Annotated in this window: 21 protein-coding genes and 2 pseudogenes; 15 read left to right on the top strand and 8 right to left on the bottom strand. The window is 74.9% G+C overall.

The genetic code is table 11. The features are described 5' to 3' along the window. Positions 1-1010: 1010 nt before the first annotated feature. From RLT57_RS12000 to RLT57_RS11945, 12 genes are all read left to right on the top strand, one after another. The gene (locus RLT57_RS12000) at positions 1011-1640 is read left to right on the top strand and encodes a helix-turn-helix transcriptional regulator (RefSeq protein WP_311297383.1); all 630 of its coding nucleotides are present in this window, start codon (positions 1011-1013) and stop codon (positions 1638-1640) included. An 804-nt stretch (positions 1641-2444) separates the two neighbouring features. Further along, positions 2445-3410, top strand: coding sequence for an LLM class flavin-dependent oxidoreductase (locus RLT57_RS11995; protein ID WP_311297382.1), 966 nt, complete (start codon positions 2445-2447; stop codon positions 3408-3410). Continuing rightward, the gene (gene mpaB, locus RLT57_RS11990) at positions 3407-4528 is read left to right on the top strand and encodes a daptide biosynthesis RiPP recognition protein (RefSeq protein WP_311297381.1); all 1122 of its coding nucleotides are present in this window, start codon (positions 3407-3409) and stop codon (positions 4526-4528) included. Before RLT57_RS11995 ends, mpaB begins: the two co-directional genes overlap by 4 nt. A gap of 2 nt (positions 4529-4530) precedes the next feature. Then, positions 4531-5259: a daptide-type RiPP biosynthesis methyltransferase gene (gene mpaM, locus RLT57_RS11985; RefSeq protein WP_311300683.1), complete on the top strand. Its 729-nt coding sequence runs from the start codon at positions 4531-4533 to the stop codon at positions 5257-5259. Then, complete coding sequence (gene mpaD / locus RLT57_RS11980) at positions 5256-6734, top strand: daptide-type RiPP biosynthesis aminotransferase (RefSeq protein ID WP_311297380.1); 1479 nt, start codon at positions 5256-5258, stop codon at positions 6732-6734. Before mpaM ends, mpaD begins: the two co-directional genes overlap by 4 nt. Beyond that, positions 6731-7954, top strand: a complete 1224-nt coding sequence (gene mpaC, locus RLT57_RS11975) for a daptide-type RiPP biosynthesis dehydogenase (protein ID WP_311297379.1) — start codon at positions 6731-6733, stop codon at positions 7952-7954. Before mpaD ends, mpaC begins: the two co-directional genes overlap by 4 nt. Positions 7955-7959: 5 nt before the next feature. After that, positions 7960-8115 (top strand): daptide-type RiPP, encoded by a 156-nt coding sequence (locus RLT57_RS11970; protein ID WP_311297378.1) that lies wholly within the window; start codon positions 7960-7962, stop codon positions 8113-8115. Positions 8116-8445: 330 nt separating this feature from the next. After that, on the top strand, positions 8446-9288 hold the full coding sequence (locus tag RLT57_RS11965) for an ABC transporter ATP-binding protein (RefSeq protein ID WP_311297377.1): 843 nt from the start codon (positions 8446-8448) through the stop codon (positions 9286-9288). Continuing rightward, positions 9281-10024, top strand: coding sequence for an ABC transporter permease (locus RLT57_RS11960; protein WP_311297376.1), 744 nt, complete (start codon positions 9281-9283; stop codon positions 10022-10024). Before RLT57_RS11965 ends, RLT57_RS11960 begins: the two co-directional genes overlap by 8 nt. Next, positions 10021-11787: a daptide biosynthesis intramembrane metalloprotease gene (mpaP, locus tag RLT57_RS11955; RefSeq protein WP_311297375.1), complete on the top strand. Its 1767-nt coding sequence runs from the start codon at positions 10021-10023 to the stop codon at positions 11785-11787. The genes RLT57_RS11960 and mpaP overlap by 4 nt, the downstream gene beginning before the upstream one ends. A gap of 42 nt (positions 11788-11829) precedes the next feature. Then, positions 11830-14874, top strand: a complete 3045-nt coding sequence (lanKC, locus tag RLT57_RS11950) for a class III lanthionine synthetase LanKC (protein ID WP_311297374.1) — start codon at positions 11830-11832, stop codon at positions 14872-14874. Further along, positions 14871-16229, top strand: coding sequence for a YcaO-like family protein (locus RLT57_RS11945; protein WP_311297373.1), 1359 nt, complete (start codon positions 14871-14873; stop codon positions 16227-16229). The genes lanKC and RLT57_RS11945 overlap by 4 nt, the downstream gene beginning before the upstream one ends. A gap of 64 nt (positions 16230-16293) precedes the next feature. Here the strand turns inward: RLT57_RS11945 and RLT57_RS11940 are convergent, their stop codons facing one another. From RLT57_RS11940 to eno, 7 genes and pseudogenes are all read right to left on the bottom strand, one after another. Beyond that, positions 16294-17154 carry a hypothetical protein gene (locus tag RLT57_RS11940; RefSeq protein ID WP_311297372.1) on the bottom strand — a complete coding sequence of 287 codons (861 nt, stop codon included), beginning with the start codon at positions 17152-17154 and terminating at the stop codon, positions 16294-16296. A gap of 188 nt (positions 17155-17342) precedes the next feature. Next, a pseudogene (locus tag RLT57_RS11935) lies at positions 17343-17672 on the bottom strand (PadR family transcriptional regulator); the annotation flags it as partial. A gap of 181 nt (positions 17673-17853) precedes the next feature. Beyond that, complete coding sequence (locus tag RLT57_RS11930) at positions 17854-18993, bottom strand: nitric oxide synthase oxygenase (RefSeq protein WP_399128509.1); 1140 nt, start codon at positions 18991-18993, stop codon at positions 17854-17856. 215 nt (positions 18994-19208) lie between these two features. Further along, complete coding sequence (locus RLT57_RS11925) at positions 19209-20531, bottom strand: globin domain-containing protein (protein WP_311297371.1); 1323 nt, start codon at positions 20529-20531, stop codon at positions 19209-19211. A 74-nt stretch (positions 20532-20605) separates the two neighbouring features. Next, positions 20606-21736 (bottom strand): transposase, encoded by a 1131-nt coding sequence (locus RLT57_RS33320; RefSeq protein ID WP_399129825.1) that lies wholly within the window; start codon positions 21734-21736, stop codon positions 20606-20608. A gap of 10 nt (positions 21737-21746) precedes the next feature. Beyond that, positions 21747-21881 (bottom strand): hypothetical protein, encoded by a 135-nt coding sequence (locus RLT57_RS11920; RefSeq protein WP_311297370.1) that lies wholly within the window; start codon positions 21879-21881, stop codon positions 21747-21749. 326 nt (positions 21882-22207) lie between these two features. Further along, entirely contained in the window at positions 22208-23491 is a 1284-nt protein-coding gene (gene eno, locus RLT57_RS11915) for a phosphopyruvate hydratase (protein WP_311297369.1), read from the bottom strand. A gap of 184 nt (positions 23492-23675) precedes the next feature. On the opposite strand from eno, the pseudogene RLT57_RS33315 reads away from it, so the two are divergent. Both RLT57_RS33315 and RLT57_RS11910 read left to right on the top strand, forming a co-directional pair. Further along, positions 23676-23750, top strand: a pseudogene (locus RLT57_RS33315) (hypothetical protein); the annotation flags it as partial. 26 nt (positions 23751-23776) lie between these two features. Then, positions 23777-24064 (top strand): hypothetical protein, encoded by a 288-nt coding sequence (locus tag RLT57_RS11910; protein WP_311297368.1) that lies wholly within the window; start codon positions 23777-23779, stop codon positions 24062-24064. Here the strand turns inward: RLT57_RS11910 and RLT57_RS33310 are convergent. Beyond that, on the bottom strand, positions 24015-24158 hold the full coding sequence (locus RLT57_RS33310) for a hypothetical protein (RefSeq protein WP_399129824.1): 144 nt from the start codon (positions 24156-24158) through the stop codon (positions 24015-24017). The genes RLT57_RS11910 and RLT57_RS33310 overlap by 50 nt on opposite strands. A 703-nt stretch (positions 24159-24861) precedes the next feature. Here RLT57_RS33310 and RLT57_RS11905 point away from each other — a divergent pair. Next, a complete protein-coding gene (locus RLT57_RS11905; protein WP_311297367.1) occupies positions 24862-24999 on the top strand; it encodes a hypothetical protein in 138 nt (45 codons plus the stop codon). The last annotated feature ends 359 nt before the right edge of the window (positions 25000-25358 follow it).

The following is a 25358-nucleotide window of genomic DNA, read 5'->3' as shown; positions in this document are numbered from 1 at the left end:
GACAAATCCCGCTGATGCGTATACCGCATAGCAAGCAACGCGTGCCCCGACGGGGAACACCGGCGGAGAAATGCCGCACTTCGGTCGCACGGCACCTCCGTCGCCTCCTTCCCGGCTTTCACGCGCTCCTTTCGCACGCCCTCGAAAAGCCGCAGGGAAAACAGAAGCACCGGGTCAGCGGGTATCCGGCCCAGGGCGTCAATCGAGCCGTCTTCGGAATCCGAGCCGAGACCACCGCAGAACGAGACCGTGCGCGATCGTGCCGCGTGCCGCCCATTCCCGCCGCCGGGCGCCGTTCCGCCCGATCGGAACGCGTACGGCGGTCGGCTCGTACCGGCTCGTACCAGCTCGTACCGGCTTGTGTCGGGCTCTCCACCGGCGTACGGCCGCCGGCCGGCCGCTTCGTCCGGCCGCCGGGAGAGTCGGACACCCCGCTTCGTCAGGGCTGTCGGTCCTCGACAGCCGCCCCCTCAAACGTTCAGGTGAGTAAAGGATCGCACGCCCCGCGAGCCGTGCTCCACCGCAGATACGGAGCGCGCGACCGCGGCTGCGGAAAGCGCGGTCGCGTCCGGCCGGCACGTCCGGGCAGAGGCCGGTTGCGGCGGAGGCGGGGCTCGGCGGTCCGCGGGCGGCGGCGGCCCAAGGCCCTCCTCACCGCCCGCGAGCTGCGCGGTCGCCCGGTCCTGAACGCCTGCGGGTGGGACGGTCTCCTTCGGTGGGAAGGCCGCCGACATACCACTGTGATCGGCCGGGGAAAAGACAGCGTGGCGGGTCTTCTGCGTACCCCGCACGGGGGTGATCCGTTGTCGGGTTCCATTAAATCTCGATGCCTTGGTCGCCGGATCTTGTCCCATGTGTTCGTCAAGTGTCTAAGGTGTGGAGGTCAATTGCTGAGGTATTCGGCCGTCTCCCCGGTCGGGTCGGTGGTTGTGACGCCGACCGGGACGGATGGCCTGAGAGATCGGGGCGCAGCAGTGATGGTCCATCCATTGGAACAGCCGCAAAGAGCGGTGTTCAGCAGCACACCCGTGATCCGGCTCGGCGTCGGGGACCTGACGCTGCAGCGGCGGCTCGGCCGGCTGTTCGCTGCCACGGGCTGGGAAGTGGTCGGCGCGGCGGAGCCCTTCGGGAACTCCGGACAGGTGGTCCTGGTGGTGGACCTCGCCGGGCTCGCCACCTCGGCCACGCCCGCGCCGACTCCGACGCTGGTGCTCGTCGAGGGCGAGGACGAGTTCTTCGACGCGGCGGTGTCGGCGGGTGTCCAGGCCATTGTCGACCGCAATGACCTGGACAGCGCGGTACTCGCCGCCGTGCGGGAGACGTGCCAGGGGCACGGGTGGATCTCGCCGACCCTGGTCCTCTCCCTGCTGAACAGGATCAACCACCGCCGCCAGGTGGTCGGTGCGACCCTGGCTGCCCCGGCCCCGGCCCCGGCACTTGCCTCGCCCACCCTCCTGGAGCTGACGCGGCGGGAGGCGGAGGTCCTGCGGTGGGTGCGCAAGGGGCTCACCAACGGCGAGATCGCCTCCGCCATCCAGGTGGAGGAGTCCACGGTGAAGTTCCACGTGTCCAACATCCTGCGCAAGTCGGGTGCGCGGGACCGTACGCAGTTGCTCGCCAAGCTGCTCACGGAGGCGTGAGCGGCGCGCACCAGCGCCGCACAACCGCACCGCCCGCACCCGCACCGCCCGCACCCGCACCGCCGGTACCCGCGCGCTCCTCAGCCGCACCCACGGCAGTCCGCACCGCCGGCACCCGCACCGTCGGCCCTGTAGGGCGCTCCCGCACCGCCCTCAACCGCGAAGGGCCCCGTCCGACCGGCCGTCCGCGGCCCGCAAGGGGCCCTGGTCCGGATCCACCGATCCGGTCCGGGGCCCCTTTCACGCGTGTCCCGCCGCCCGGCCGCCCCGCCGAACGCCGCACCGCGCCCGGCGTGCGGCCCCGTGCTGCGCCCGGCGTGCGGCCCCGTGCTGCGCCCGGCCGTCCGTCGGAAGAGCCGCCCCGCCGCCCGGCCTCCCCGCCGCCGGGCGAGCCATCCCGCCTCCTCGCCCGTCGGGAGAGCCGCCCCGCCGACCCGCCCGCACGCCGACCGGAACGCCCCCGTCCGCACTCCCGGCCCACACCGCCACCCCGCCCGCTCAGCGGGCCGAGCAGGCCCCAACACCCTGCGGAGCCGCGCGCTTACCCGAAGTCCGCGCCGGGCGCGACTCCCCGCAAGGCGGGGGTGTGCCCCGCCCTGCAGGGAGGGCGCGCGGCCGGAAAGACCCCTCTCAGGGTGGGTGGCCCGGCCCGCGGGCCCCGGATAACTTTCAGCACCACGACGAGGCGAACCCCCGGTGAACGGAAGGGATCCGGGGCCGCTCCGGCGGAGTTGGGCAGGCTTGCGGAAGCGTGCCGTCGGTCGGCGGCGCGCAGGACACGGAGCGGAAGGGACAGTGGCACGGATGACGACGTACTCGATCATGCTGCCGTTCATGCCCCGCCGTCCCGAGCAGATCCTGCCCTACGCCGGACTGGTGGCCTGGACCGGCGCGGAGCGGCTCTGGCAGGGCCAGTCCCTGCTGGTCGAGCCGCACCAGGGCTTCGCCTACGCCGCCGGCGCCGGATTCCGCGTCCCCGCGGGACTCGGAGTGACCCTGGCCGGGCTGCGGCACCCCCTGGAGGCCGCGCTGCAGGCCCGGTCCGTGGCGATGGCGACCGGCCACCCGGTGATCGTGGGCTTCGGCCCCGGCTCCCCGCAGTTCCAGGAGTCGGTCCTCGACAAGCCGTACGACCGGCCGCTGTCGGCTCTGCGCGAGTACCTGACGGCCGTCCGCCGCATCCTCGCGGGCGACGTCACGGCCGTCGAAGGCTCCTACGTGGTGTCCCGGGCGCAGCTGCCCGCCACGCCCGGCATCGACGTCCGCGTAGGGCTCGGGGTGCTGCGGCCCGGCATGGCGCGGCTGGCCGGCGAGGTCGCCGACCGGGCGATCACCTGGCTCACCCCGGCCTCCTATCTGGCGGACACCCTCGTCCCGGCCCTGCGGGAGGGGGCGGAACGCGCCGGGCGCCCCGCGCCGCGCGTCACCGCGATCGTGCCCATGGCGCTGGAGCTGCCCGACCGTGACCCGGTGCGGCTGGCGCTGGCCAGCAACCAGGGCCACCTGCGGTTCCCGCACTACCTCGACATGCTGAACCGCGCGGGCGCCGGCATCACCGAGGAGGACGACATCCAGGAGCGCGCCCGCAGGCTCGTGGACTGCGGCGGCTTCCTGTACGGCACGCCGGACCGGCTGGCCGCGGCCTGCAGGGCCTACGCCGAGGCGGGCGCGGACGAGATCGTCATCAACCCGACCGGGGTGCACGCCGTGGCCGGAGCGCAGACCGCTCTCAGTGAACTGCGGACCCTGATAGGGGAGTTGACCCGATGAGCGACGGCGGCGAGATGAAGCGCGTCCGGCAGCACCTGCTGTCGTGGGCCACCGGCCGCCCGTTCGGCGCGGCCGGCCCCGGGTCCGCCGTCGGCGCTCCCGCGGCCGCCCGCACGGTGCTGCTCGACGACGCCTCCCTGGCCGAACCGCTCACGGCGGCCGGCCTGGTGGACGGGCACAGCGTGGTCTTCGTACCGCAGGACCCGTCCGAGGCGGCCGAGCCCGCCCGGTCGGACGCCGCGGCGCCCACGTACGTCGGCTACGGTGGTTCGCTCGCCGAACCCGGGGGTGAACTCTCCCTCGGCCAGGAGTTCTTCCTGGAGAGCCGGGACTACGCCGCTGCCGCCTACATGCCCCTGCTCGGCCCGACCCTGGTCACGGTGACCGGGCCCGACGACTTCGAGCTCTTCCTCGCGGACGCCGACCTGGCCCGCGAGACCGGCCGGTTCCCGGAGTTCGCAGTCGCCGCGCCGGTACGCCTCGCGCAGCTGCCCGCGCTCAGCGCCGACCGCGACGGGGACGGCCCCGGCCTGCGGCTGCACGTCGACGCGGACGGCGGTGTGTCCACCGCCTGGTCCGGGGTGCGCGTCGGGACCCTCGACGACGGGCCGGCGGGGCTGTACCAGACGTGGCAGGACGTCAACGAGTCGAGTGCGGCGGGCTGCGCGGTCTGCCTCGGCGCCGTTCTCGACGAGCCGGGGCGCCTCGCGGGCCTCACCGCGCGCCCCTGGCTCGGGGACTACCTCGCGGCCGTCGACAGCCTGCGCACCCTGACGGCGCGCGGGATGGCCGGTCTGCGCGTCGCGGGCTTCGGCGCGCGGCTGCTGCCCGAGCCGGACACCGACGCCGATCCGGTGCCCGACCCGGGACGCCGCCGCGCCGTCCTCCTCCTCGGCGACGACGGCGCCTGCCTGCACCAGCCGTCCACCGGCCGTACCTTCCGGCTGGGCACGGGCGCCGCCCGGTGCGCCGAGGCGCTGCTGACCCTCGGCTCCGCCGACGCCGTCACCGCCCACGTCGGCGACCTCCCCGGGCTCGCCGACGTCGCCGGCCTGTTCGCCGGTCTCGGCCTGTTCCCCGCGGCCGGCCAGGCCCTGCCCGTACGAGCGGGGGCGTGACCATGACCCTCACCGCGGGAGCCACCGCCGACGTGTACGGGCCCGAGGGCGCCGCCGCCTACCATGACCTGGCCACACGCGACACCAGCGAGATCCGCGACATCTGCCGCGCGGTGCGCGCCACCAGCGGCCCGGTGCTCGAACTCGCCGCCGGTTCCGGCCGGCTGACGCTGCCGCTGCTCGCGCTGCGCCGCCCGGTGACCGCGCTCGACCTCTCCGCCGACCTGCTCCAACTGCTGGCCGAGCGGCTCGGCGAGCTGCCCCGGTCGCTGCGCGAGGCGTGCACCACCGTCCACGCCGACATGACCTCCTTCCGGCTGCCCGACCGGTTCGGCGCGGTCGTCCTGGGCACCACCTCCGTCTCACTGCTCGACCCGGCGCTGCGCCCCTCGCTGTACCGCTCGGTCGCCGCCCACCTGGCCCCCGCGGGCCGCCTGCTGCTGACGACCAGGACCGCCACCGCCGACGACGACCTGCGGGAGCGGCTCACCGGTGCCAGCGGACGCGGCTACCTGCTGACCGAGACCCGGGTGCGCCCGGGAGTGCGGCGGGTCGTCCTCCTGCCGGACGGCGCCGCCCACGCACTGGTCAGCGAGGTCCACGAGGTGCCCGCCGACACGCTCGCGGCCGAACTCGCCGCCCACGGCTTCGAGATCACCGCCCGCACCGTCACCGACGAGGGCCCCGGCTGGAACACCACCCTGATCCAGGCGGAGGTGAGCGGACGATGACCACCGGCACAGCGCCCACCGCGGGTGCCCTCTGGCCCGCCTTCCTCGCCCCCGCCGACCAGGGCCGCGACGACCTGTGCGCCGTGTCCGCCCGCGGCCACCGGGTCCGGTTCGCCGACGGACGGGAACTGCTCTGCGGCACCAGCGGCTTGTGGAACACCAACCTCGGTTACGGCAACGAGGCCATCGCCCAGGCCATCGCGGAGGCCGCGCACGACGCCTCGTACCTGCACGTCTTCCGCTACGAGAACACCTGGGCGCGCCGCGCCGCCGACGCGCTGGTCGAGGCGGCCGGCCCGGAGCACTACGCCCGCGTGCTGTTCTCCACCGCGGGCGGCGCCGCCAACGACGCCGTGATGAAGCTGGTCCGCCACTACCACCTGCTCCAGGGCGGGCCGCGCCGCCAGCTCGTCGTGGGCCTCAAGGGCAGCTACCACGGGCTCACCTACGGCGGGTTCGCGCTGTCCGGGGACGACCTCCAGCAGCAGCTGTACGGCGTCGACCAGCGCCTGGTCCGGCACGTCACCCCCAACTCCCCGGCCGAGCTGGCGGACCTGATGGCCCGGGAGGGCCGGCGGGTGGCCGCGGTCGTGGTCGAGCCGGTGCTCGGCGCCGGGACCCTCCCGCTCACCTCCGAGTACACCGACGCCCTGCTCTCGCTGCGCGAACAGTACGGATTCCTGCTGGTCGCGGACGAGGTGGCCACCGGCTTCGGCCGCACGGGGACCTTCCTGGCCACCCACCGCTGGAGCGCTCCACCGGACGTCCTCCTGCTGTCCAAGGGCCTGACCAACGGCACCTGCGCCGCCTCCGCGATCCTCACCTCGCACGCCGTCGCCGACGCCTTCACCCGGCACGACAGCGTCCTGGTGCACGCCGAGACCCAGGCAGGAACCGCCCTCACCTGCGCCGCCGTACTCGCCACCCTCGCCGAGACCCGGCGCCTGGACGCGGTGGAGAACGGCCGGCGGATCGCCGAGTCGCTGACCGCCGGGCTGCACGCGCTCGCCGCCGCCCACCCGGCCGCCACCTCCGTGACCGGCCTGGGCCTCTTCCAGACCCTGCACCTGGTCCAGCCCGACGGCCGGGCGCTGACGGGGCCCGAGGTCGCCGCGCTCGTCGACGCCGTCCGCCGGGAGGGCGCGCTCGTCCACCCCGCGCCCTCCGGCATCCAGCTGGTCCCGGCGCTCACCTACACCGAGGCCGAGCTCGCCGAACTGCTCGACTGCCTCGACCGCGGCCTCACGTCCTACTTCGGTGCGGATACGGGTGCGGGTACGAACGCGGGCGCGGTGCACACGGCACCGGCCTCCCGGATCCCGGCAGGCGCCGCCGCGGCCGCCCGGCGGATCCCGCCCGCGGCGGCCCCGCAGGACCCGCCCGTGTCCGTCCCGCAGCCGCAGCCGCAGCCGCAGCCGCAGGCCGCAGCCGCGCCGGCACCCGGCGCCGCCGTGGAAGCGGGGTGGACCCGATGACCCCCGTGCTCCACGAACCCCTGGCACTCATCCGGCGCCTGTCGGCCGACGGCACGCCCGTGGCCCTGCTCACCGACCCCGCCGTCACGGGCGGCGCGCTCGTCGCCCGCCTGCGGGAGGGGCTGCTGCGGGCCGGCGTCCAGATACGCGGCAGGGCCGTGCACGGTGAGGCCCATCTCGACGGCGTCGAGACCCTCGCCCACTGGCTGCGCGGCACCCGCGCCGGCGCCGTACTCGCCGTGGGCGGCGGCGCCCTCCTCGACCAGGCCAAACTCGCCGCGGTCTGCGCCGCCGACCCCGAGGCGCAGCGCCATCTGCACGCCCACGGGCGCAGCGGCCTCGTCACCCTGCCGCCGCGGATACGCCGGAACGGGACGCTGGCCGTGGTGCCGACCACCCTCGGCACCGGGTCCGAGATATCCACCGGCGCCTGCCTGGCCGGCGCCGACCGCAAGCGCCTGGTGCGCGGGGCGGCCCTGCTGCCCGACCTGGTGCTGCGCGACGCGGACGTGCTGACCTCCCTGCCGCCCCACCTGGTCCGCGAAGGCGTGCTCGAAGCGTTCTTCCGCGCCACCGGGCCGTACGTGGGCGACGGCACACCCGCCCCCGGGGACGCGGAGACCGTCGCCGTCGCGGCCCGGCTCGCCTACCTCGGATACGCCGTCCGGCACGCCGCGGCCGACGGCGCGGCACCCCCGCCGCGCCTGCTGCTGAGGATCGCCCGGCTCTCCGCCCACAGCCACCGCGCCGCCCTGCACGGGGGACGCGATCCCTTCGCCGCCCGCGGCTGGTTCCTCGCCAACGACCTGTCGAGCGCCCTCGGCACCCGCAAGACGACCGCCATCGCGGCCCTACTGCCGCCGCTGTGGACGGCCGTCACCAGTGGGGACACCCGCTGGGGCGCGGCCGACCGGCTCACCCGGCTGTGGGGCGCGGTGCGCGCCGCCACCGGGGACACCCTGCCGCCGGACCCCGCGACCGGTATCGCCCGGCTGCTGGCCGACTGGCGGATCGAGCCCCGGCTGTCCGCGGACGGCGACCGCCTCACCGGCATCGCCCGGCGCGCGGTCCACGCCTGGGGCGGCGGGCTGCCGATGCTGGGCGGCCTCGACCACCGCGCCGTGCGGGACATGCTCGCCGCGGCGACCCACCAAGGACTTCCCGGCCACACCGGCACGGGGGAGAAAGCCCTCGCCCCGCGAGGGCAGGAAAGGAGGTGAATCACATGGACAAGGACATCCTCGTCAGCGAGGTCGAGAACGACGGCCTGGAGCTGGCCATGCAGGAGCTGGAGACCATGGACGCCCCGAGCTGGTCCGTGGTGGCCAGCGCGCTGATCTCGCTCGCCGGCGGCATCTCCATCAGCGTCGCCATCACCTGATGACGCCACGTTGAAGGGCCGACTGCGGACCGCAATTCCGCAGTCGGCCGATGGCGCCGCATCCGGGGCCCGCGGGAGGGGCACACGGCAGCCCGCTCACGCGGGCCGAGGTGCCTCTCCCGAAAAAGGGCCGACAGCTTATCCGGCACAAGGCGTCCACGAGCAACGGTAACGCACGCGCCCCCCGACGGGGGCCGTGCGCGGCCTGTCCGCCGGGGCGGCCCCGGCGCCGCCGGTCCGCCGGACCGGTCCGGCCGCGGCCCAGGGCGGGTCCCGCCGCGGCACGCCCGCCGACGGACAGCGACCACCCGAGAAGCAAGAGGACTCCCGATGCCGCCCACCAGTACCGTGCCCGCCGTCGCGTTCCGGCGGGCGACCAAGCTCTTCGGCTCGCAGGCCGCCGTCTCGGAGCTGACCTTCGACGCGGCCCCCGGCCGGATCGTCGGGCTGCTCGGCCGCAACGGCGCCGGCAAGACCACCGCCCTGCGCATGCTGCTCGGCCTGACCACGCCGTCCTCCGGCACCGCCACCGTCTTCGGGCGGCGCTACGCGGAGCTGGAGCGGGCGGCCCACCGCGTCGGCGTCGCCATGGACGGCATCGGCCCGCTGCCCGGCGCGAGCGGGCGCCGCGAACTGGGCATCTGGGCCCGTACCCTGGGCCTGCCGGCGCGGCGCGTCGAGACGGTGCTGGGGCACGTGGGACTGCTCGACGACCCCGAGACGGCCGACAAGCCCGTCACGGCCTACTCCACCGGCATGCGACAGCGGTTCGGCCTCGCCTGCGCCCTGCTCGCCGACCCCGAACTGCTCGTCCTGGACGAACCGGCCAACGGCCTGGACCCGGAGGGCATCCGCTGGCTGCGGACCTTCCTGCGCGGCCTCGCCGACGAGGGCCGCACCATCCTGCTCTCCAGCCACCAACTCGCCGAGGTGGAGCAGGTCGTGGACGACGTGGTGATCATCCACCGCTCGGTGCGCTGGTCCGGCCCGCTGGACGAGCTGACCGGCGGGGGCGAACACCGCCTGGAGGACCGCTTCTTCGAGGTGGTCGACGGACGCGGGCCCGCGCCGGGCACCGGCCGCGAGACTCCCGCCCCGGCGCAGACGGCGCCGCGGGCGCAGGCCGTGACGCAGGCCGTGACGCAGCGAACGGAAGGGGCGCGCCATGCGTGACCTGCTGGCAGGAGAACTCGACAAGACACGGGTGGGCAGGACCTGGCTGATCCTGATGGCCGCGGGCCTGCTGCTCGCGGTGATCACCGTCCTCTCCCTGATCTCCGACGCCGCGGACGCCAAGTCCGTCACGGCAGCCGCGACCCGGTCCACCACGAACGACACCGTCCGCTACTGGATGACCATGCACCTGTTCTCGGCGCTCTTCGGCGCGCTGTTCGTCACCCGCGAGTACACCTCGGGGACGATCGCGAGGTCGGTCCTGCTCAGCGGCGGCCGCGGCAGGCTGCTGACCGCGAAGGCCGTCGCCTCCCTAGCGGCCGGCGCAGCGTTCGCCCTGGCCGCCGTGGTCTTCGCCGCCGCCGCCCCCTGGACGCTGATGCCGGCCTACGGGCTCCACGCCGCCTGGACCGGGACCACCACCCGCGTCCTGCTGGGCGTCGCGGCGGTCACCGTCCTGGGCGCGCCCTGGGGGGTGCTCGTCGGATGGATCGCCCGCAACAGCATCGGAGCGCTGCTGTTCCTGCTGGTGACGACCATGGCGCTGGACCCCTACCTGCACGACTGGATCCCTTCCGTCGGCAAGTACCTGCTGACCGTCGCCATGGGCTCGGTCTACCTGGACACCGACAGCGACCTGCTGCCGGTGCCCGTCGCGCTCGCGGTGATCGCCGCCTGGCTCGCCGGCGCCTGGTACCTGGCCCAGCGCCTCGTACGGCGCAGGGACGTGCTGTGACCGTCTCGGAGGGCGCGGGCCGCACCGGCACCGAACGCCCCGCCCAGCAGACCGCGTCCACCCCCCGACCCGCCGCCCAGGACACCGCGCCGGGCACTCGGCCTCCCGCCCAGAAGACCGCGCCGGGCACTCGGCCCGCCCAGGACGCCGCGCCCGTCCCCGACCTCCCGGCCCGCCCGCGCCTGGCCGCCGGCGTGGCGGTGCACGAACCCGCCGAACCCGGCGCCCCCTGGATCGTCCAGCGCGAGGACCGCTACCTGCGGGTCGGCGCGGACATCGCCCGGCTGGCCCGGGTGCTCGACGGTACCCGGGACCCGGACGGCCTGGCCGACCGGCTCGGCGCCCCCTGGAACCGGCGCACCGTCCTGGTGGGCCTGCGCGCGCTGCAGGCCCGCGAACTGCTGGACGACGGCACCGACCGGCCCGGACACCGCCCCCACCGGATCGCCTTCGTGCCGCCGCTGACCCTCCAGTTCACCCTGCTGCGCCCGGACCGGCTGCTGAGCGCGCTGCGGCCGCTCACCACCCGCCTCGCCGGGCGCCCCGCCGCCGTGACCTCGGCGCTGCTCGCCGTAGGCGGCGTCCTCGCGCTCGCCGCCCGCCGGCCCGCCGTCGGCGAGGCGCTCGGCCGGCCCCTGCCGGTCCTGGTGTACGCGGCGGTCCTCGCCGCCTTCTTCGTCTCCACCGCGCTCCACGAGTTCGGCCACGGCCTGACCCTCAGCCACTACGGGGGCCGTCCCGCCCGGATGGGCGTCATGCTCTTCTACCTGGCACCGGCGTTCTTCTGCGACGTCACGGACGGCTGGCGGCTGCCGCGCGCCCGGCAGCGGGTGCGGGTGGCGCTCGCCGGGATCGGCGTCCAGGCCGTCATCGCCGGCGGGAGCGGCCTGACCGGCGCCGTACTCCCGGCCGGCGACGCGCGCGACGCCGTCCTGCTCTTCTCCTGCCTCGCCTACGTGTCCTGCCTGGTCAACCTGGCGCCCCTGGTCAAACTCGACGGCTACCTCGCCCTGATGACCCACCTGGACCTGCCGCACCTGCGCGACCGCGCCATCCACGACGCCCGCGGCCTGCTCGCCCGCGTACTGTTCGGCATCGCCTCCCCCCGCGCCCTGGACCGCCGGTGGTCCGTGCCGTACGGCCTGGCCTGCATGGTCTTCCCCGTCTACCTGATCGCCACCGGTATCGCGCTGTGGTCGGAACTGCTGCTCGGCCTGGGCGTCGTCGGGGGCTGCGTGCTGGCCGTCCTCGGCTGCTACCTCCTCTGGCTGGTGGGGAAGGGCTACCTGCGGGTGGTCCGCGAGGCGCGCGCCGCCGGCGCCGGACGGACCAGGGCGGTGCTGGCCACCGTCGTGCTGGTCGCCGCCGCCACCGCGGCGCTCTCCTTCGTACGCGTCCCCTACACGGTGACCGGAGCGTACGAACGCCACGGCGACCGGGTCGACCTGGTGCTGTCGTCCACCGCGGACCGCGGCCCCGTGCGGCCCGGCGCCGAGGTCACCCTGCAGCGCTCCGGTGTGGTCACCCACACCCGGGTGGGCCGCGCCGAGGTCGCCCCGGGCGGCGGCACGCACACGGACGCGCCGGTGACGCTGTTCGCCCCGGTCCGGATGGGCCACGCGCCGAGCATGCCCGCGGTGCGCTACCCGCTCACGGTGACCGACGAGCCGGCCGCGACGTCCGGCACCGCGACCGTGGACGCGGGCGGCGTACCGCTGGGCGAGCTGGTCTACCGCAAGCTCGCCGCCCCGTGGCACCGGTGAGCCGTGCCCCGGCCCGCACACCGAGGGAAGTGACGACGCGTCATGTTCGACATCCGCTACCTCCTGCACGTCCGTGAGCACAGCCCCTTCTACGAGCCGCCGGAACTGGCCCCCACCGACCGCGACTTCGCCCTCGCCCAGGCCGAGCCCCCGCCGGGCTGGGAGCGGCGCGGCGACCACGAGTGGGTCCTCCTCACCCCCCGCGGATGCGAGCTGCCCGCGCAGGGCTGGAAGGTGCACGTGTCCGCGACACCGGACAACAGCGCCCGCGTGCTGGCCACCGTGCGGGACCACTGCGTGGCCAACGGGCTGCCGTTCAAGTTCGTCCGCAGCCCGGACGTCCTTTTGCGCCGCAACAGCAAGTACGGGGACCGCAGCGCCAGTGGCAAGTTCGTCACCCTCTACCCGTCCGGCGAGGACGCCCTCGGGCCGGTCCTGCACCGGCTCGGCGACCTGCTCGACGGGGAGCCCGGACCGTACATCCTCAGCGACCTGCGCTGGCGGCAGGGGCCGCTGTACGTGCGGTACGGCGGGTTCACCATGATCGAGGGCCGCGGCCCCGACGGGGAGCGGGTGCCGTGCCTGGTCGACCCCGAGGGGCGGCTGGTACCCGACGAGCGGCGCCCCGGCTTCCACCCGCCCGCCTGGGCGACCCCGCCCGCCCTCCTGGACGAGGCCCTCGCCGCCCGCCGCCGCGGCACGCTGCGCGACTTCCCCTACCGGGTGCACCGGGCCCTGCACTTCTCCAACGGCGGCGGGGTCTACGCGGCCACCGACACCCGTACCGGCCGCGAGGTGCTGCTGAAGGAGGCCCGGCCGCTCGCCGGTCTCGACGCCGAGGGCCGGGACGCGGTGGAGCGGCTGGGCCGGGAGCGCTGGGCCATGGAGACACTGGCCGGCGCCGAGGGCGTCCCCGAGGTCCTCGACGTCCGGGTCGGGCACGAGCACCACTACCTGGCCCGCGCCTTCGTCGACGGCCGACCGCTGGGCGAACTCGTCGCCGCGCGCAACCCGCTGTGCCGCGCGGCCCCCGCGGACCCCGGGGAGAGCGCCGCCTACGCGCAGTGGGCACTGGGCGTCCTCGGCGCGGTGGAACGCGGGCTGGCCGCCTTCCACGAGCGCGGCGTCGTCTTCGGCGACCTGCACCCGGGCAACCTGCTGGTCGCCGAGGACGACACGGTCCACTTCATCGACTTCGAGGCGGCCCGGCCGGTGGACGAATCGGCCCACCAGGCCATGGCGGCGCCCGGCTTCACCGCCCCGCGCGACCTGACCGGAACCGCGGTCGACTGGTACGCGTTCGGCTGCGTCGCCCTCTCCGTCTTCCTCCCCCACACCATCCTGACGGCCTGGGGCGAGGAGAAGACGGACGCCCTGATCTCCCTGGTCACGGAGACCTTCCCGCTGCCGGACGCCTTCCTGGCGACGGTACGCGGGTGCCTGCGCCCCGCCGGCGCCGCGGACGCCGGGCCACCGGCCCCCGCGGCGTCGGCCCCCGCGGCGTCGGCGTCCGCGGCGTCGGCGTCCGCGGCGTCGGCGGAGCCCCTGTGGCCCGCGCGGCTGGACGCCGCCACGTGGCCGGGCGTGCGCGGCCGCGTCACCGCCGGCCTGCTCGCCGCCGCCACCCCCGAGCGCGCCGACCGGCTCTGGCCCGGCGACATCCGGCAGTTCACCGAGCCCGGCGCCGCCGCCGGTCTGCTGCACGGCGCGGCGGGCGTGCTCTGGGCGCTGTCCGCCACCGGTGCCGACATCCACCCGGCCTGGGCCGACTGGGCGGCCACCGCGGCCGAGCGCTGCCCTGGCGCCGGATTCGCCGACGGCCTCGCGGGGATCGCCTACGGCTGGGCGCGCGCCGGCCGCCGCGAGGAGGCGCGCGCGCTGGCGCTGCGGGCCGCCGACCTGCCGCTCGACGCCCTGGACGCGAGCCTGGCCACCGGGTCCGCCGGTATCGGCCTCACCCTGCTCGACCTGGGCCTGCCCGAGCGGGCCGCCGCCGCCGCAGCGCACCACGACGCCTTCACCACCCGCTACACCCCGCGCAGGCCGGGACTCCTGTATGGCGCGGCCGGGCACGCCCTCTTCCTGGTACGCCGGTACGCGGTGGATCCGGACCCCGACCTGCTGGAGCGGGCCCGCGCGGCACTGGAGCGGGACGTGGCGGCCTGGCGGTCGGCCGGTGAGCTGTGGCGGTCGGTGCACGGGATCGCCGGACCGATCGGCACCGCGCTCGCCATCGACGCCTACCTCGAACAGGCCGCGTCCGCCGGGCACTCCGGCGACGCGACACTGCGGGAGGCACGCGACGCGTTCACCGCCGCCGCCCGCACCCGTGTCGTGCCCGGCACCGGCTGGCTCACCGGCCGCTCCGGCACGCTGCTTGCCCTGCACCGGCTCGCCCCGACCGACGAGGACCGGGCCGCGGTCCGCCGCCATCTGACGGACACCGGCTGGAACGCGGTACGCCAGGACGGCACGGGGCTGGCCTTCCTCGGCGAACACGGGCTGAGACTCTCCTGCGACCTGGCCACCGGCGCGGCGGGCGTCCTGCTCGCCGTGGACACCGTGCTGACGGACGCGCCGACGCCGCTGCCCTTCCTGGAACGGGCCCTTCCCGTCAACGGCGACCCGGCGCCGGCCGGCGCGGCGCTCCCGGGGTCCGGCGGCCACCGGACGCCGCCGGCCCCCCGCACGCCGTCGCCCCTGCCCCTGCCGTCCGGCCTTTCGGGCCCGTCCGCGGCCGAGCCGGCCGGGCTCCCGGACGGGGCCGTGCTCCTGGCGTCCGGGTCTCCGGATCGGTCTGTGCCTGTGCCGTCCGGGTCTCCGGATCGGTCTGTGCCTGTGCCGGCCGGGCTCCCGGACGGGGCCGTGCTCCTGCCGTCCGGGTCTCCGGATCGGTCTGTGCCTGTGCCGTCCGGGTCTCCGGATCGGTCTGTGCCTGTGCCGTCCGGGTCTCCGGATCGGTCTGTGCCTGTGCCGTCCGGGTCCCCGGGCCCGTCTGTGCCTGTGCCGTCCGGGTCCCCGGATCCGTCCGCGCCCTCGGCCGAACCGCCCGAGAAGCAGGGCGCGCTGACCGGGAGCAGGCCGTGATCGACGTCCCCGCCACCCTCGACCCGGCCGCGGGCATCGCCCGCACCGCCGCCGTCGCCCCGCCCGAGCCGCCCCGCGAACTGCTGTGGCGCACCGTCGTGGTGCTCGGCACCGGTCCGGCCGGGCTCGCGCAGGGCTCCGGCGCCCTGCCCACCTCCGACCGGGTGGTCGGCGCCTGCGGTCACTCCCGTGCCGACTCGCTGCTGCGCGGCGCGGGCGAGGCGGTGGAGCGCGCGGCACTCCACCCGGGGCTCGGAGCGCTGCCCGGCGCCCGCCGGGCCCGGCTGCCCGACGCGTACGCGCGGCTGGTGGCGCTGGCCGACCCGGACGGCGCCGACGACCCCTACACGTGGTACCCGGCGCAGCGGCTGCGGGACGGTACGCCGGCCTGGGTGCCCGCTCCGCTCGTCGACTGGCCGCCGCGGCCGGACGAGGGCGCGGAACGCTTCGACCCCGGCCCCTCGGGGGCAGCCTCCGGCGACGGGCTGCCGATGGCGCTGCTCCACGCGCTGCTGGAGGTCGTGGAGCGCGACGCGGTGATGACCGCCTGGCAGCGCGGCCTCGACCTGCCCCGGATCGGTCTGCCGCAGCCGGGCCCGCGCAGCCCCCGCGCCCTGCGCGAGGCGGTCCGGCTGCGGGCCGCGGCCCAGGCCGCGGGCACCCGTACCGTGCTGGCGCGCGTCCCGGTCGGCGTCCCCGGTGTGTTCTGCTGCGCCGCGATCGCGCTCGACGACGACGGGCGCACCGCGGCCGTCGGCTGCACCGCGTCGGCCGTCCCGGCACGGGCCGTCCTCGGCGCCCTCCAGGAGGCGCTCCAGGTCGGCTCGCTGCTGCGCGGCGCCCGGCGGCAGCGGGCGGCGGGCGACGACCGGTGGGAACCGGAGCCCGGCGCAACGATCCGGGGGGAGGAGGACCGCATCGCGTTCCTGCTGACCTCCGGCGCGGTCGACCTGGTGCGCGACTGGACGGAGGGTTTCACGGAGGCGGTCCCGCTGCCCGGGTACGACGACGGTGCGGGCGGGCAGGCGTTCGGGCCGGGCGGGCCGTTCGGGCCGGGCGCGCAGCCGCTCGGGCCGCGCGATACGGCGGCGCTCACGGCGGCCGACGTGGTGGCCGCCCTGGTCAAGGAGGGCGCCGACCCCCTCGCGGTGGACCTGACGCCTCGGCTGCCCCCGAAGCTGCGTGCCATGGGGTGGGCGGCCGTGAAGGTGGTGCCGGTCGGCTGCCAGGGCCTGCGGATGAGCGAGGAGCCCGCGTGGAGCCGGAACCTCGCCCGGCTCGGCTCAGCCGAACGCCGCACCGGCCTGAGCGCCCGTCACGCCCCCGACGCGGACCGGCCGCACCCCCTGCCGTGACGGACGGGGTTCCCGGCGGGGTGCCTGCCGGGAACCCCGGGGGAGCCACCGGCCGGCGGCCGGCTCACCCGGCGGCGCCGCCCTTGGGGCCGCCCGTCGAGGCGTCCTCGTTCCACCGGGCCGCCGGGGCGCTCTGGCCCCGGCCGGCAGCCGCGGCGGCGCCGACCGGCCCTGTCGCCGCGGCGGTCGCGTTCCGCCCGGCCGCCCGCCACAGCGCGAGGACGGCCCCGGCCCCGGCGCCCAGAGCCACGCCGGCACCGACCAGCATCCAGGTGTCCGACAGGTCGATCCCGAGCGGCCCGCGCCAGGCCAGGACGACCACCGCGGCCAGGCAGACCACGACGAAGCCGACGGTCCACGGGGCGACGTAGGTGCGCCGCCGCGGCGGCGGGGGCGGCGCGGGCAGCTCGGCCGCCGGGCCCGTGCTGGCCGCCTCCGGGCGCTTGAAGTAGGCGGCCGGGCCCCACACGCCGAACAGCTCCCAGCCCTCCGGCGCGAGGCGGTCCACCAGCTCCGCGCGGCGCCGGCCACCCGCCGTCTCCCGGCGGTAGCGCCAGCGCATCGGCTGTTCCGCGGCCCGGCGGCACACGAATCGCCCGCCCCGGTCGATGCGCTCCACCTCCCAGCCCTGGGCGCCGAAGCGGTCCAGCAGCCGCAGTTCCTGGAAGGCGTCCGCGGTCCAGACCCACGTCTCGCCGTCCGCTTCGGCCGGGTCGGGCTCCGGCCGTGCGCCCCCGCGCGCCGCCAGCCGGCCGGCCAGCTCCTCGACCGGTCCGAACTCCTCGTCCGGTTCGCCTCCGGCCTCCCGCGCGTAGTCCGCCAACTCGCTCACCAGCGGTTCGATCCGGTCGGCGGGCATGCCCCGGTCGCGGAGCAGTGCGGTGAGCCGCTCGAAGTACTCGAAGTAGAGGTCGGTTCCGGTCAAGAGCTGACGCCTCCCTTGTCGCTCGTGCTGGTCCTGCCGCTTGCCGCGGTCGCGCCGCCCACGCCGCTTGCGCCGCTCCCGCCATCCGGGGCGCTCGTGCCGTCCGGGGCGCTCGTGCCGTCCGCCTCGCTCACGTCGTCCACAACGTCCACACCGTCCGTGCTGCTCGCGCCCCCCGCAGCGCGCCCCTCGGCCGTGCCGAGCATGGCCGCCACGGTCCCGTGGAAGCCGAGCCAGGCCGCGCTCTGCTCACGCAGCGCGTCGCCGCCCTCCTGGGTCAGCCGGTAGTAGCGGCGCCCGGGGCCGCGCTCGGCCACCCGGAACTCGGCCCGCACCAGGCCGGCTTCCTCCAGGCGGTTGAGCACGGGGTAGAGGGTGCCGCCCTTGATCCGGCCCAGGCCGTCCGCGTCCAGCCGTCTCGCGATGTCGTACCCGTAGCTCTCGCCCTCGGTCAGGCAGGCGAGGACCAGGAGATCGAGCACGCCCTTGAGCCAGCTGGCCCTTCTGTCAGTCAGCATACATAGATGAGACCACAGGCTAGATAGGAATACAACCTATATAGCGATGCCCCTCCCCGAGGGCGGCGCGCCGATCCCCCAAACCCGCCGCCCCTGAGCCCCCAGCCCGCTCCCAGCCCGCTCCCGGCCCGCACCCGGGCTCCGCGATCTCGGGTCGGCGGATTCCGGCAGGAGGCAGGACCTAGGGGTGGTACGGGCAGACGCCGGGGGGTTCGGGGGAGGGCTCGCGGTGGAGGAAGGCGGGGCGCAGGTCGGGGTCCGGGGGGTCGTAGTAGCGGTGGAAGACCGCGGTCGCCGAACCCGACAGCGGGGGGACGATCCAGCTCCAGTCCGTCGGGACGCGGCGGCCGTGGCGGCTCTCGCGCTCGATGTGGGTGAGGAAGCGGGTGGACTCGGTGTGGTGGTCGGCCATCGTGACCCCGGCCTGCTCGAAGGAGTGCAGGACGGCCAGATTCAGCTCCACCAAAGCCTGGTCGCGCCACAGGGTGCGCTCGCTGCGGGTGTCGAGCCCGAGCAGGGCGGCGATGACGGGCAGCAGGTTGTAGCGGTCGGTGTCCCCGAGGTTGCGCGAGCCGATCTCGGTGCCCATGTACCAGCCGTTGAAGGGCGCGGCCGGATACGTGATCCCGCCGATCTCCAGCGACATGTCGGAGACGGCCGGGACCGCGTACCAGCGCAGGCCGAGTGCGGCGATGCCCGGGTACCGCGGGTGCGTCAGCGGCACTTCCAGCACGGCGTCCTCGGGGACCTCGTACATCTCCGGCCGCCGGCCGGGCGCGGTCTGCACCATCAGCGGCAGCACCTCGAAGGCGCCGTAGCCGCCCTTCCAGCCCAGTTGCCTCGCCAGCGCGGTCCGCTCCGCGCTGCGCGGGTCGTCCGCGTAGCGCACGAGCTGCTCGCCCAGCAGCCGCGGCGCCGGCCGGCCCGGCCGGTCGGGCGCGAAGACGCTGATGACGGGCCGTATCCGGCCGTTGTTGGTGGCGATACGCAGGTGCTCGAAGCAGTGCGCGGCGATGTCGTCGGGGTGGGAGAGGTGCCGCAGGTCGCGAACGGTCAGATTGTTCCAGTACAGGCGGCCGATGCAGCGTGCGGAGTTGCGCCACGCGACCCGTGCGCCGTAGGCCAGTTCGGCCGGGGTGTGCTCGTAGGTGCCGGACACCGCCACCTCGGCGGCGACCTCCGCCAGCCTGCGCCGGGGGTCGGCCGCGCCCGGCTCCTCGGCGGCGAACCGGCGGATGAAGACCTCGGCGGCCTCCAGGAGAGCGCCCTGCTCGGGGGTGCGGCGACGGACCGGGGTGGCACGCGGGTGGTGGAAGGTCACGGGCGGTTCTCTCCTGGTCGGGTCCCGGGTGCGCCCGGCGCTGGGGCGCACGGCTGGTGGCTCGGCGGCGGCTTCGGCGGCCCGGCGCCCGGACGCCCGGCCTGCGGTGCTCGGCACCTCGGCGGGTCAGCCGGGCGGCACGGCGGCCGGCCGGCGGGGCCGCGGGCTGGCGGGGGCGGGGACTGCTCAACCGGCCGGCGGTCGGCTCCGGCGGCTCACATGGCCTCCTCCGGTGGTCCCTTGGGCAGCAGCTGGGCCTCCAGCGCCGGTACGTCGAACGGGTCGCGGTAGATCCGCTCCTTGGGCACGCCCTGCCGGATCAGCATGTCGGTGGCCTGGGTGACCATCTCCACGGGGCCGGACAGGAAGGCGTCGTGCCGGTACCAGGGCCCGAACTCCCCCAGCACCTGGGGCAGCGTCCCTTCCAGGCCGACGATCCGCTCGTGGGAGACGGCGGCGCGCACCGACAGCCAGTGGTGGCGCTGCGACATCCGCAGCATGTCGTCGAGTCCGTATAACTCGGCGGCGGTGCGCGCGCCGACGAAGACGTCGACGTAGCGCTCGGTCCCGTTGCGGGCGGCCTGCTCGACCAGGGCCCGGATGGGGGCCATGCCGGTGCCGCCGGCCACGCAGACCAGGTCCCGGTCGCTGTTCGGGTCGAGTGTCATGTCGCCCTGGACCGGGCCGAGGTGGACCCGGTCGCCGGGCCTGGCCCGGTGCACAAGCGCCTGGCTGACCTGGCCGCCGGACACGGCCCGTACGTGGAAGGTGAGCGTGTTGTCCTCGCGCGGGGCGTGCGCGGGCGAGTAGTAGCGCCACGCCTTGGGCTGCCAGGGCGTCTCGATGCCGGCGTACTGCCCCGCGACGTACGGGTACGGGCTCTCCGGCCGCACGGTGACCTCGGCGATGCCGTGGCCGCGCTGCACATGGTGGATGATCTCCGCCGACCACACCGCGGGCGAGACCAGGGCGTCCTGCTCGGCGGCGAACGTCATGACCTGGGCGACCAGTTGGTAGGCACGGGTCCACACCGTCGCCAGGTCCGCGCTCCAGGCGGGCCCGGCGAACCGCGCCAGGGAGTCCAGCAGGCACTCCCCGACGGCGGGGTAGTGCCCGCCCAGCGCGCCGAACTTGCGGTGGTCGCGGCCCAGCCGGCTGCAGAAGTGCACCAGGTTGACGGGGTCGTCGACCAGGTCCACGATCCGGAGCAGCCCCCGCAGCAGCCGGTCCCGTTGGACGTCCATGCCGGCGGGGAAGAGCTGGCGCACCTGCGGGTAGCGGGTGAACAGGATCGCGTAGAAGTAGACGGTCATCTCCGCGGCGAAGGGGCCTACCACGGCCACGCTCGCGCGCAGCAGGGCGATCTCGTCGTCCGCCAGCGGTTCCAGGACCGGGGGTTGGAGCGTGACGAGGGGCGGCGGGGGCGGCGGGGGCGGCGGCGGGGGCTGCGACAGCGGGGAGGGACCGCCGGATGCACCGCCCGCCGCGGAACCGCGACGGCCTTTCCCGGGACGCGATGCACGGGTGGGAAATAACACTCGGCGCACCTCGATTCACTGTGGTTCGGCATCGGCGAAAAACTGCGGGATTTATGCAGGACCGCGCGGGCGCGTCACATGACGCGCCTCGGCGGCGTCGTCCTGCCCCGCTCGGTATCGTCCGTCGCGCGGCACATTCGCCGGCGCCCGCGGGGCGCGGACAGGCGCACGCGCGCGGTGAAATCCTGCGTGGCCACGGAGCTCCTCGGTGCATGACGTGCGGATGTGCGGGTGCGGTCGGAAAGCCCCGGCCACCCTAATGGGTCGGCTTGCCGTGTCAAAAATACGCGGTCGGAGCACCTGGAATCCGCAACAAGGGTCGCCCTTTCCGGATTTGGCTGCTTATCGCGGTACTTGCCGCGTCGGTGGCGGAGGCGGAATTTCGGCCAATCCGCGGACCGGCCGGGGCCCGATTGCCCCGGCCGTTGTGAAACGGCCGAGCGCGCTCGCGGACGCGCGGCGGACCCGGCCTCCCACCGGTGCCGCGCCCGCCTCGCACCCGCCCGGGGTCGCGGACCGGCTCCTCTCCCGTGCCCCGGACGGTTCGCCGATGGCGCGATGCGAGCGGGCGGCCGGTACGGCGGCACGGCCCGGCGATCCCCGTCCGGCGATCCCCGCCCGGCGGTCGCCCACGGCTTCGGGATCCGGCTGACCGGCGCGCTCCGGCCGGGGAGCCGGCCGGGGGGCGCGGTCCGGCCGACGCGTCGCGCGGTTGCGTACGCGCGGGGACGGGCTGGCCGGGAGCCGACGGGTGAGGCGGAGCGGTGCCGGGTGCCGGGCGTCGACGATCCGCCGGGAACCGGGTTCCGTGGACCCTGCGGCCTCCCGCCCGACCGCGTGTTCAGGCCGGCGGCGGCGCGGAAGGCGGAAGACCGCGCCGCCCCCGCTGGGGGCGGCGCGGTCTCGGGGGCCGGGGCCCCCATCCGGTTCAGCCGCTCCTCGGCGAGCCACGCCACCGTGTCCCACCACTGCCGTGTCTGCGGCGGGGCCTGCGGGTCCTCGCGGTCCGCCGGTATCCGCTCCCAGAGCCCGGCCGCGCTCCACTGGGTGCAGCGGCGGTGGGTGTTCTGCCAGGAGACGGCGAACGTCCTGGGCGCCCGCCAGGGCATGCCGCTGAGCAGGACGCAGAGGATCGCGGCGAACATCGCCTCGCCGTCGGCGCGTTGCGACCCTCCCCCCTGCGGCCGCACCGCCGGCCGGGGCAGGTGCCAGCGGCTACAGGGCCATCGGGGCCAGCCAGGCGAAGCGCCCGTCGGCGCCGTCGGCGCCGTCGGGGAGCCGCGGCGGTCGCGCGGGAGCCGCGTCGCTCGCGCGGTGCGGGGCCGAGGTCATCAGGGGTGGCTGCTTCACTTGGCCTCCGTCGCGGTGGCTTGCACGGAAGAACGCGTAAGGAGTGGCGGATGACCGGCGGTTCGGCCGGAAGCCCGCGGGCCCCGGCCCGTGGGCGGGCGCGCTGCGGCCCGCCGGGCGGCGCGGGAGCGCGCGGCGGGGCGGGGGGCCGGTCCGCGGCGGGGCGCCGGGTGCGCGGTCCCGCGGGACCGCCGGGCAAGCGGACGGGTCCGGGCCGCCCCGCGGCTGCCGGGGGCGGGGGCGGGGGTGCCGGGCGGGCGGTAGGTCACCGTGTCACCGGCGGGTAGCGCGGTCCCGCGCGTACCCGCCGAGCGTCGGACCACGGGTCAGGCGCGGATCCGCAGGACCGTGTTGCCGGGGTAGACGGCCTGCGAGCCGAGTTCCTCCTCGATCCGGATGAGCTGGTTGTACTTGGCCGTCCGGTCCGAGCGGGACAGCGAACCGGTCTTGATCTGACCGCTGTTGGTGGCGACGGCCAGGTCGGCGATCGTGGTGTCCTCGGTCTCGCCGGAGCGGTGCGACATCACCACGGTGTAGCCGGCCTTGTGGGCCGTCTCGGTGGTGGTGAGGGTCTCGGTGAGCGAACCGATCTGGTTGACCTTCACCAGGATCGAGTTGGCGTAGCCGCCGCGGATCCCGTCCGTCAGCCGGTCGACGTTGGTGCAGAAGACATCGTCGCCGACGAGCTGGATCCTGCCGCCGAGCAGCTTCGTGATCTGCTTCCAGCCGTCGAAGTCGTCCTCGGCCATCGAGTCCTCGATGGAGGCGATGGGGTAGCGCGAGACGAGGTCGGCGAGGTAGGCGATGTGCTCGTCGGCCGAGCGCTTCACGCCCTCGCCGGCGTAGTCGTAGACACCGTCCCGGTAGAACTCGGAGGAGGCCGGGTCCAAAGCCAGCACGACGTCCTCGCCGGGGACGTACCCGGTCTGCTCGATCGCGCGCACCACGAACGACAGCGCCTCGTCGGCGTTGCGGAGGTTGGGGGCGAACCCGCCCTCGTCGCCGACGGCGGTGTTGTGGCCGGCCGCGGCGAGGGACTTGCGCAGGGTGTGGAAGACCTCCGAGCCGATCCGGACGGCCTCGGCGAAGCTCGCCGCGCCGACCGGCACGATCATGAACTCCTGGAAGTCGATCGGATTGTCCGCGTGGGCACCGCCGTTGATGATGTTCATCATCGGCACCGGCAGCACGCGGGCGCCGACGCCGCCGACGTAGCGGTAGAGCGGCAGCCGGTGGGCGCTCGCCGCCGCCTTGACCGTGGCCAGGGACGCGCCGAGAACGGCGTTGGCCCCGAGGTTCCCCTTGTTGGGGGTGCCGTCCAGCGTGATCATGGTCTCGTCGATGAGCGCCTGGTCCTCCGCCTCCAGACCGTGCAGCGCCTCGGCGATGGGGCCGTTGACGGCTTCGACGGCTTTGCGGACGCCCTTGCCGTGGAAGCGCGCGGCGTCGTCGTCACGGAGTTCTACGGCTTCGTTGGCCCCCGTCGACGCACCGGACGGAACCGCTGCGCGGCCGAACGAGCCGTCCTCCAAGGTAACGTCCACTTCGACCGTCGGGTTGCCTCGACTGTCGACGATTTCGCGGGCGACGATCCGGGATACCGCGGTCATGAGACTCCTTGGGCGTATGGATGCAAGCGATGTCATCCTGCCAGAGATGTGGCATCCCCGCGACGGGGTATCCCATCTGACGCAACTGTGAAAACACAGCTGAGCGTTGACTTGCTCACCTGTTCGCGATCCGGGCGGCCCGGAGTGTGTGTACGTTTCAGCGACGGCTCGAAAAAGTTCGCCAATGACGGTTAGCGCTATGGGAGACTCTCGACTCGCCTGCTCCTTTTGCGAGAAGGGACAAGACGAAGTCCGACTGCTTGTTTCGGGCCCCGGTATATACATATGCGACGCTGTGTGGACCTGTGCGCGGAAGAGGTGGCGGAGGCGCGGCGCGGTCGTTCCCCGTCCCGGCCCGGCGGGAGTCTTCCCAAGCCGCGGGAGATACGGGCGTTCCTGGACACCTATGTGGTCGGCCAGGACCGGGCGGAGCGGTCGCTGGCGGTGGCCGTCTACAACCACTACAAGCGGGTGCGCGGCGGAACCCCGGCCGCTGTCGCTGTCGCTGTCGATGCCGCCGGGTTCACCCGGCGACGAGCTCCACGACCCCGAAGCCGACGAGGCGGCTCATGAAGTCGATGGTGTCGCTGATCACGTCGTCGACCGGGAGGTCGTACTCCTCCGTGAGGCCGGTCGCGATGTCCCGGACGGTCAGCTCGCCCCTGATGTCGCGGGAGATCGCCTCCGCGACGTCGTCGCGCTCCAGCGTCCGGCCGCGCCGCGGTGTAGAGCCCGCCCCGGTACCTGCGCGCCCGGACCTCCAGCCGGCGCCGCAGCACGCTGCTGGACGTCACCCGCACCTCGTCCACCGGCTCGTCCGTCTGGTCGCTCTGGTCCGCCACCTCGTCCACGTCACCCTTCCGCGGTGCACACGTCGTTCGGCGGTTGTCCGGACCGCCCCGCGCGGGACGGACGGGGTGCGGGCAGGCGCTGGAGGGGCTCCGTTCCGGCGGAAGGGCTCGGGGCGCCCGCGCGGGTGGCGCGGGCGGGACCGCCGTCGTCGGCCGGGCCGCTGCCCCCGTGGCGCGGGCGCCGTGCCGGGGGGACACGGCGCGAGGCGTTCCGCGGATTTCACGGCGGTCGCACGGACATGTTATCCCCCCGGAAAATCCCCTCGGGGACAATACCAGATACTACGGATTCCAGAAGGGTCCGCTTATGGGATTGCGCGGCGCGGGGTCCGTGCCGCGGTGCAGGTAATGGCCTGAGCTGCTTTCCCGGACATCCGGTGTGCTCGACACTTTCGCGAGTAGCCTACGACCGATGAAGTAGCGGGGTCCTGTTCCATCCGGTAGATCTCGCTCCGCCAGCCTGGACGACCGGCACTGTCGGAAGGCATGGCTTCCCTCTGTTCGGGATGGCTGAAATTGATGCGTGCGCACATTACGTGGCAGCCGATACCCGGCAGGTTCATGCCGCAGATCTTTCCCCAGCTGTACAGCGGGCACCTGCCTTACGTGGCCGGCATGGGCAGCAGGTTACTTATCGGACGCACCCTGTCCGGCTGACGGCTCTTGTGACCGCGGAGGCAGCATCAAAACGCCGCACAACTGATCCCACACGGTCTCTGCTCGATCGGCTGGTCACTCGCCGGTTCGGCTTCCGCGGCGGCGTCGCCGCCGCCCGTTGCTTCCGGTCGTCAAGGGGCGCGAGATGTCGGCGGAACCCTGGTATCGGGATGAAGCGGGTTGCGGCCGATCTCTTTCCCGACGCCCCGAAGTACGTAGACGCCGTACGCAGAGTGCATATTCGGTATTCTGAGGATTCCAGCCATGATCGTCCGCCCGGCATAAAAGCGACCTTGACACGCCAAGCCGCCCTCCCGCATCCTGATGCGGCGCAAGGCCTCTTGCGCAGTCCGGACTAA

Source organism: Streptomyces sp. ITFR-21, from assembly GCF_031844685.1.
Lineage (GTDB): Bacteria > Actinomycetota > Actinomycetes > Streptomycetales > Streptomycetaceae > Actinacidiphila.
Note: the sequence above shows the minus strand (reverse complement) of the source record. Positions and strands in the feature narration are given on the sequence as shown.

Coding starts and splice junctions, on each gene's coding strand:
- RLT57_RS11970 (WP_311297378.1), top strand. CDS start 7,960: ATGGACAAGGACATCCTCGTCAGCGAGGTCGAGAACGACGGCCTGGAG.
- RLT57_RS11905 (WP_311297367.1), top strand. CDS start 24,862: ATGCGTGCGCACATTACGTGGCAGCCGATACCCGGCAGGTTCATGCCG.
- mpaD (WP_311297380.1), top strand. CDS start 5,256: ATGACCACCGGCACAGCGCCCACCGCGGGTGCCCTCTGGCCCGCCTTC.
- RLT57_RS11910 (WP_311297368.1), top strand. CDS start 23,777: ATGCGACGCTGTGTGGACCTGTGCGCGGAAGAGGTGGCGGAGGCGCGG.
- RLT57_RS11965 (WP_311297377.1), top strand. CDS start 8,446: ATGCCGCCCACCAGTACCGTGCCCGCCGTCGCGTTCCGGCGGGCGACC.
- RLT57_RS11995 (WP_311297382.1), top strand. CDS start 2,445: ATGACGACGTACTCGATCATGCTGCCGTTCATGCCCCGCCGTCCCGAG.
- mpaM (WP_311300683.1), top strand. CDS start 4,531: ATGACCCTCACCGCGGGAGCCACCGCCGACGTGTACGGGCCCGAGGGC.
- mpaB (WP_311297381.1), top strand. CDS start 3,407: ATGAGCGACGGCGGCGAGATGAAGCGCGTCCGGCAGCACCTGCTGTCG.
- RLT57_RS11960 (WP_311297376.1), top strand. CDS start 9,281: ATGCGTGACCTGCTGGCAGGAGAACTCGACAAGACACGGGTGGGCAGG.
- lanKC (WP_311297374.1), top strand. CDS start 11,830: ATGTTCGACATCCGCTACCTCCTGCACGTCCGTGAGCACAGCCCCTTC.
- mpaC (WP_311297379.1), top strand. CDS start 6,731: ATGACCCCCGTGCTCCACGAACCCCTGGCACTCATCCGGCGCCTGTCG.
- eno (WP_311297369.1), bottom strand. CDS start 23,491: ATGACCGCGGTATCCCGGATCGTCGCCCGCGAAATCGTCGACAGTCGA.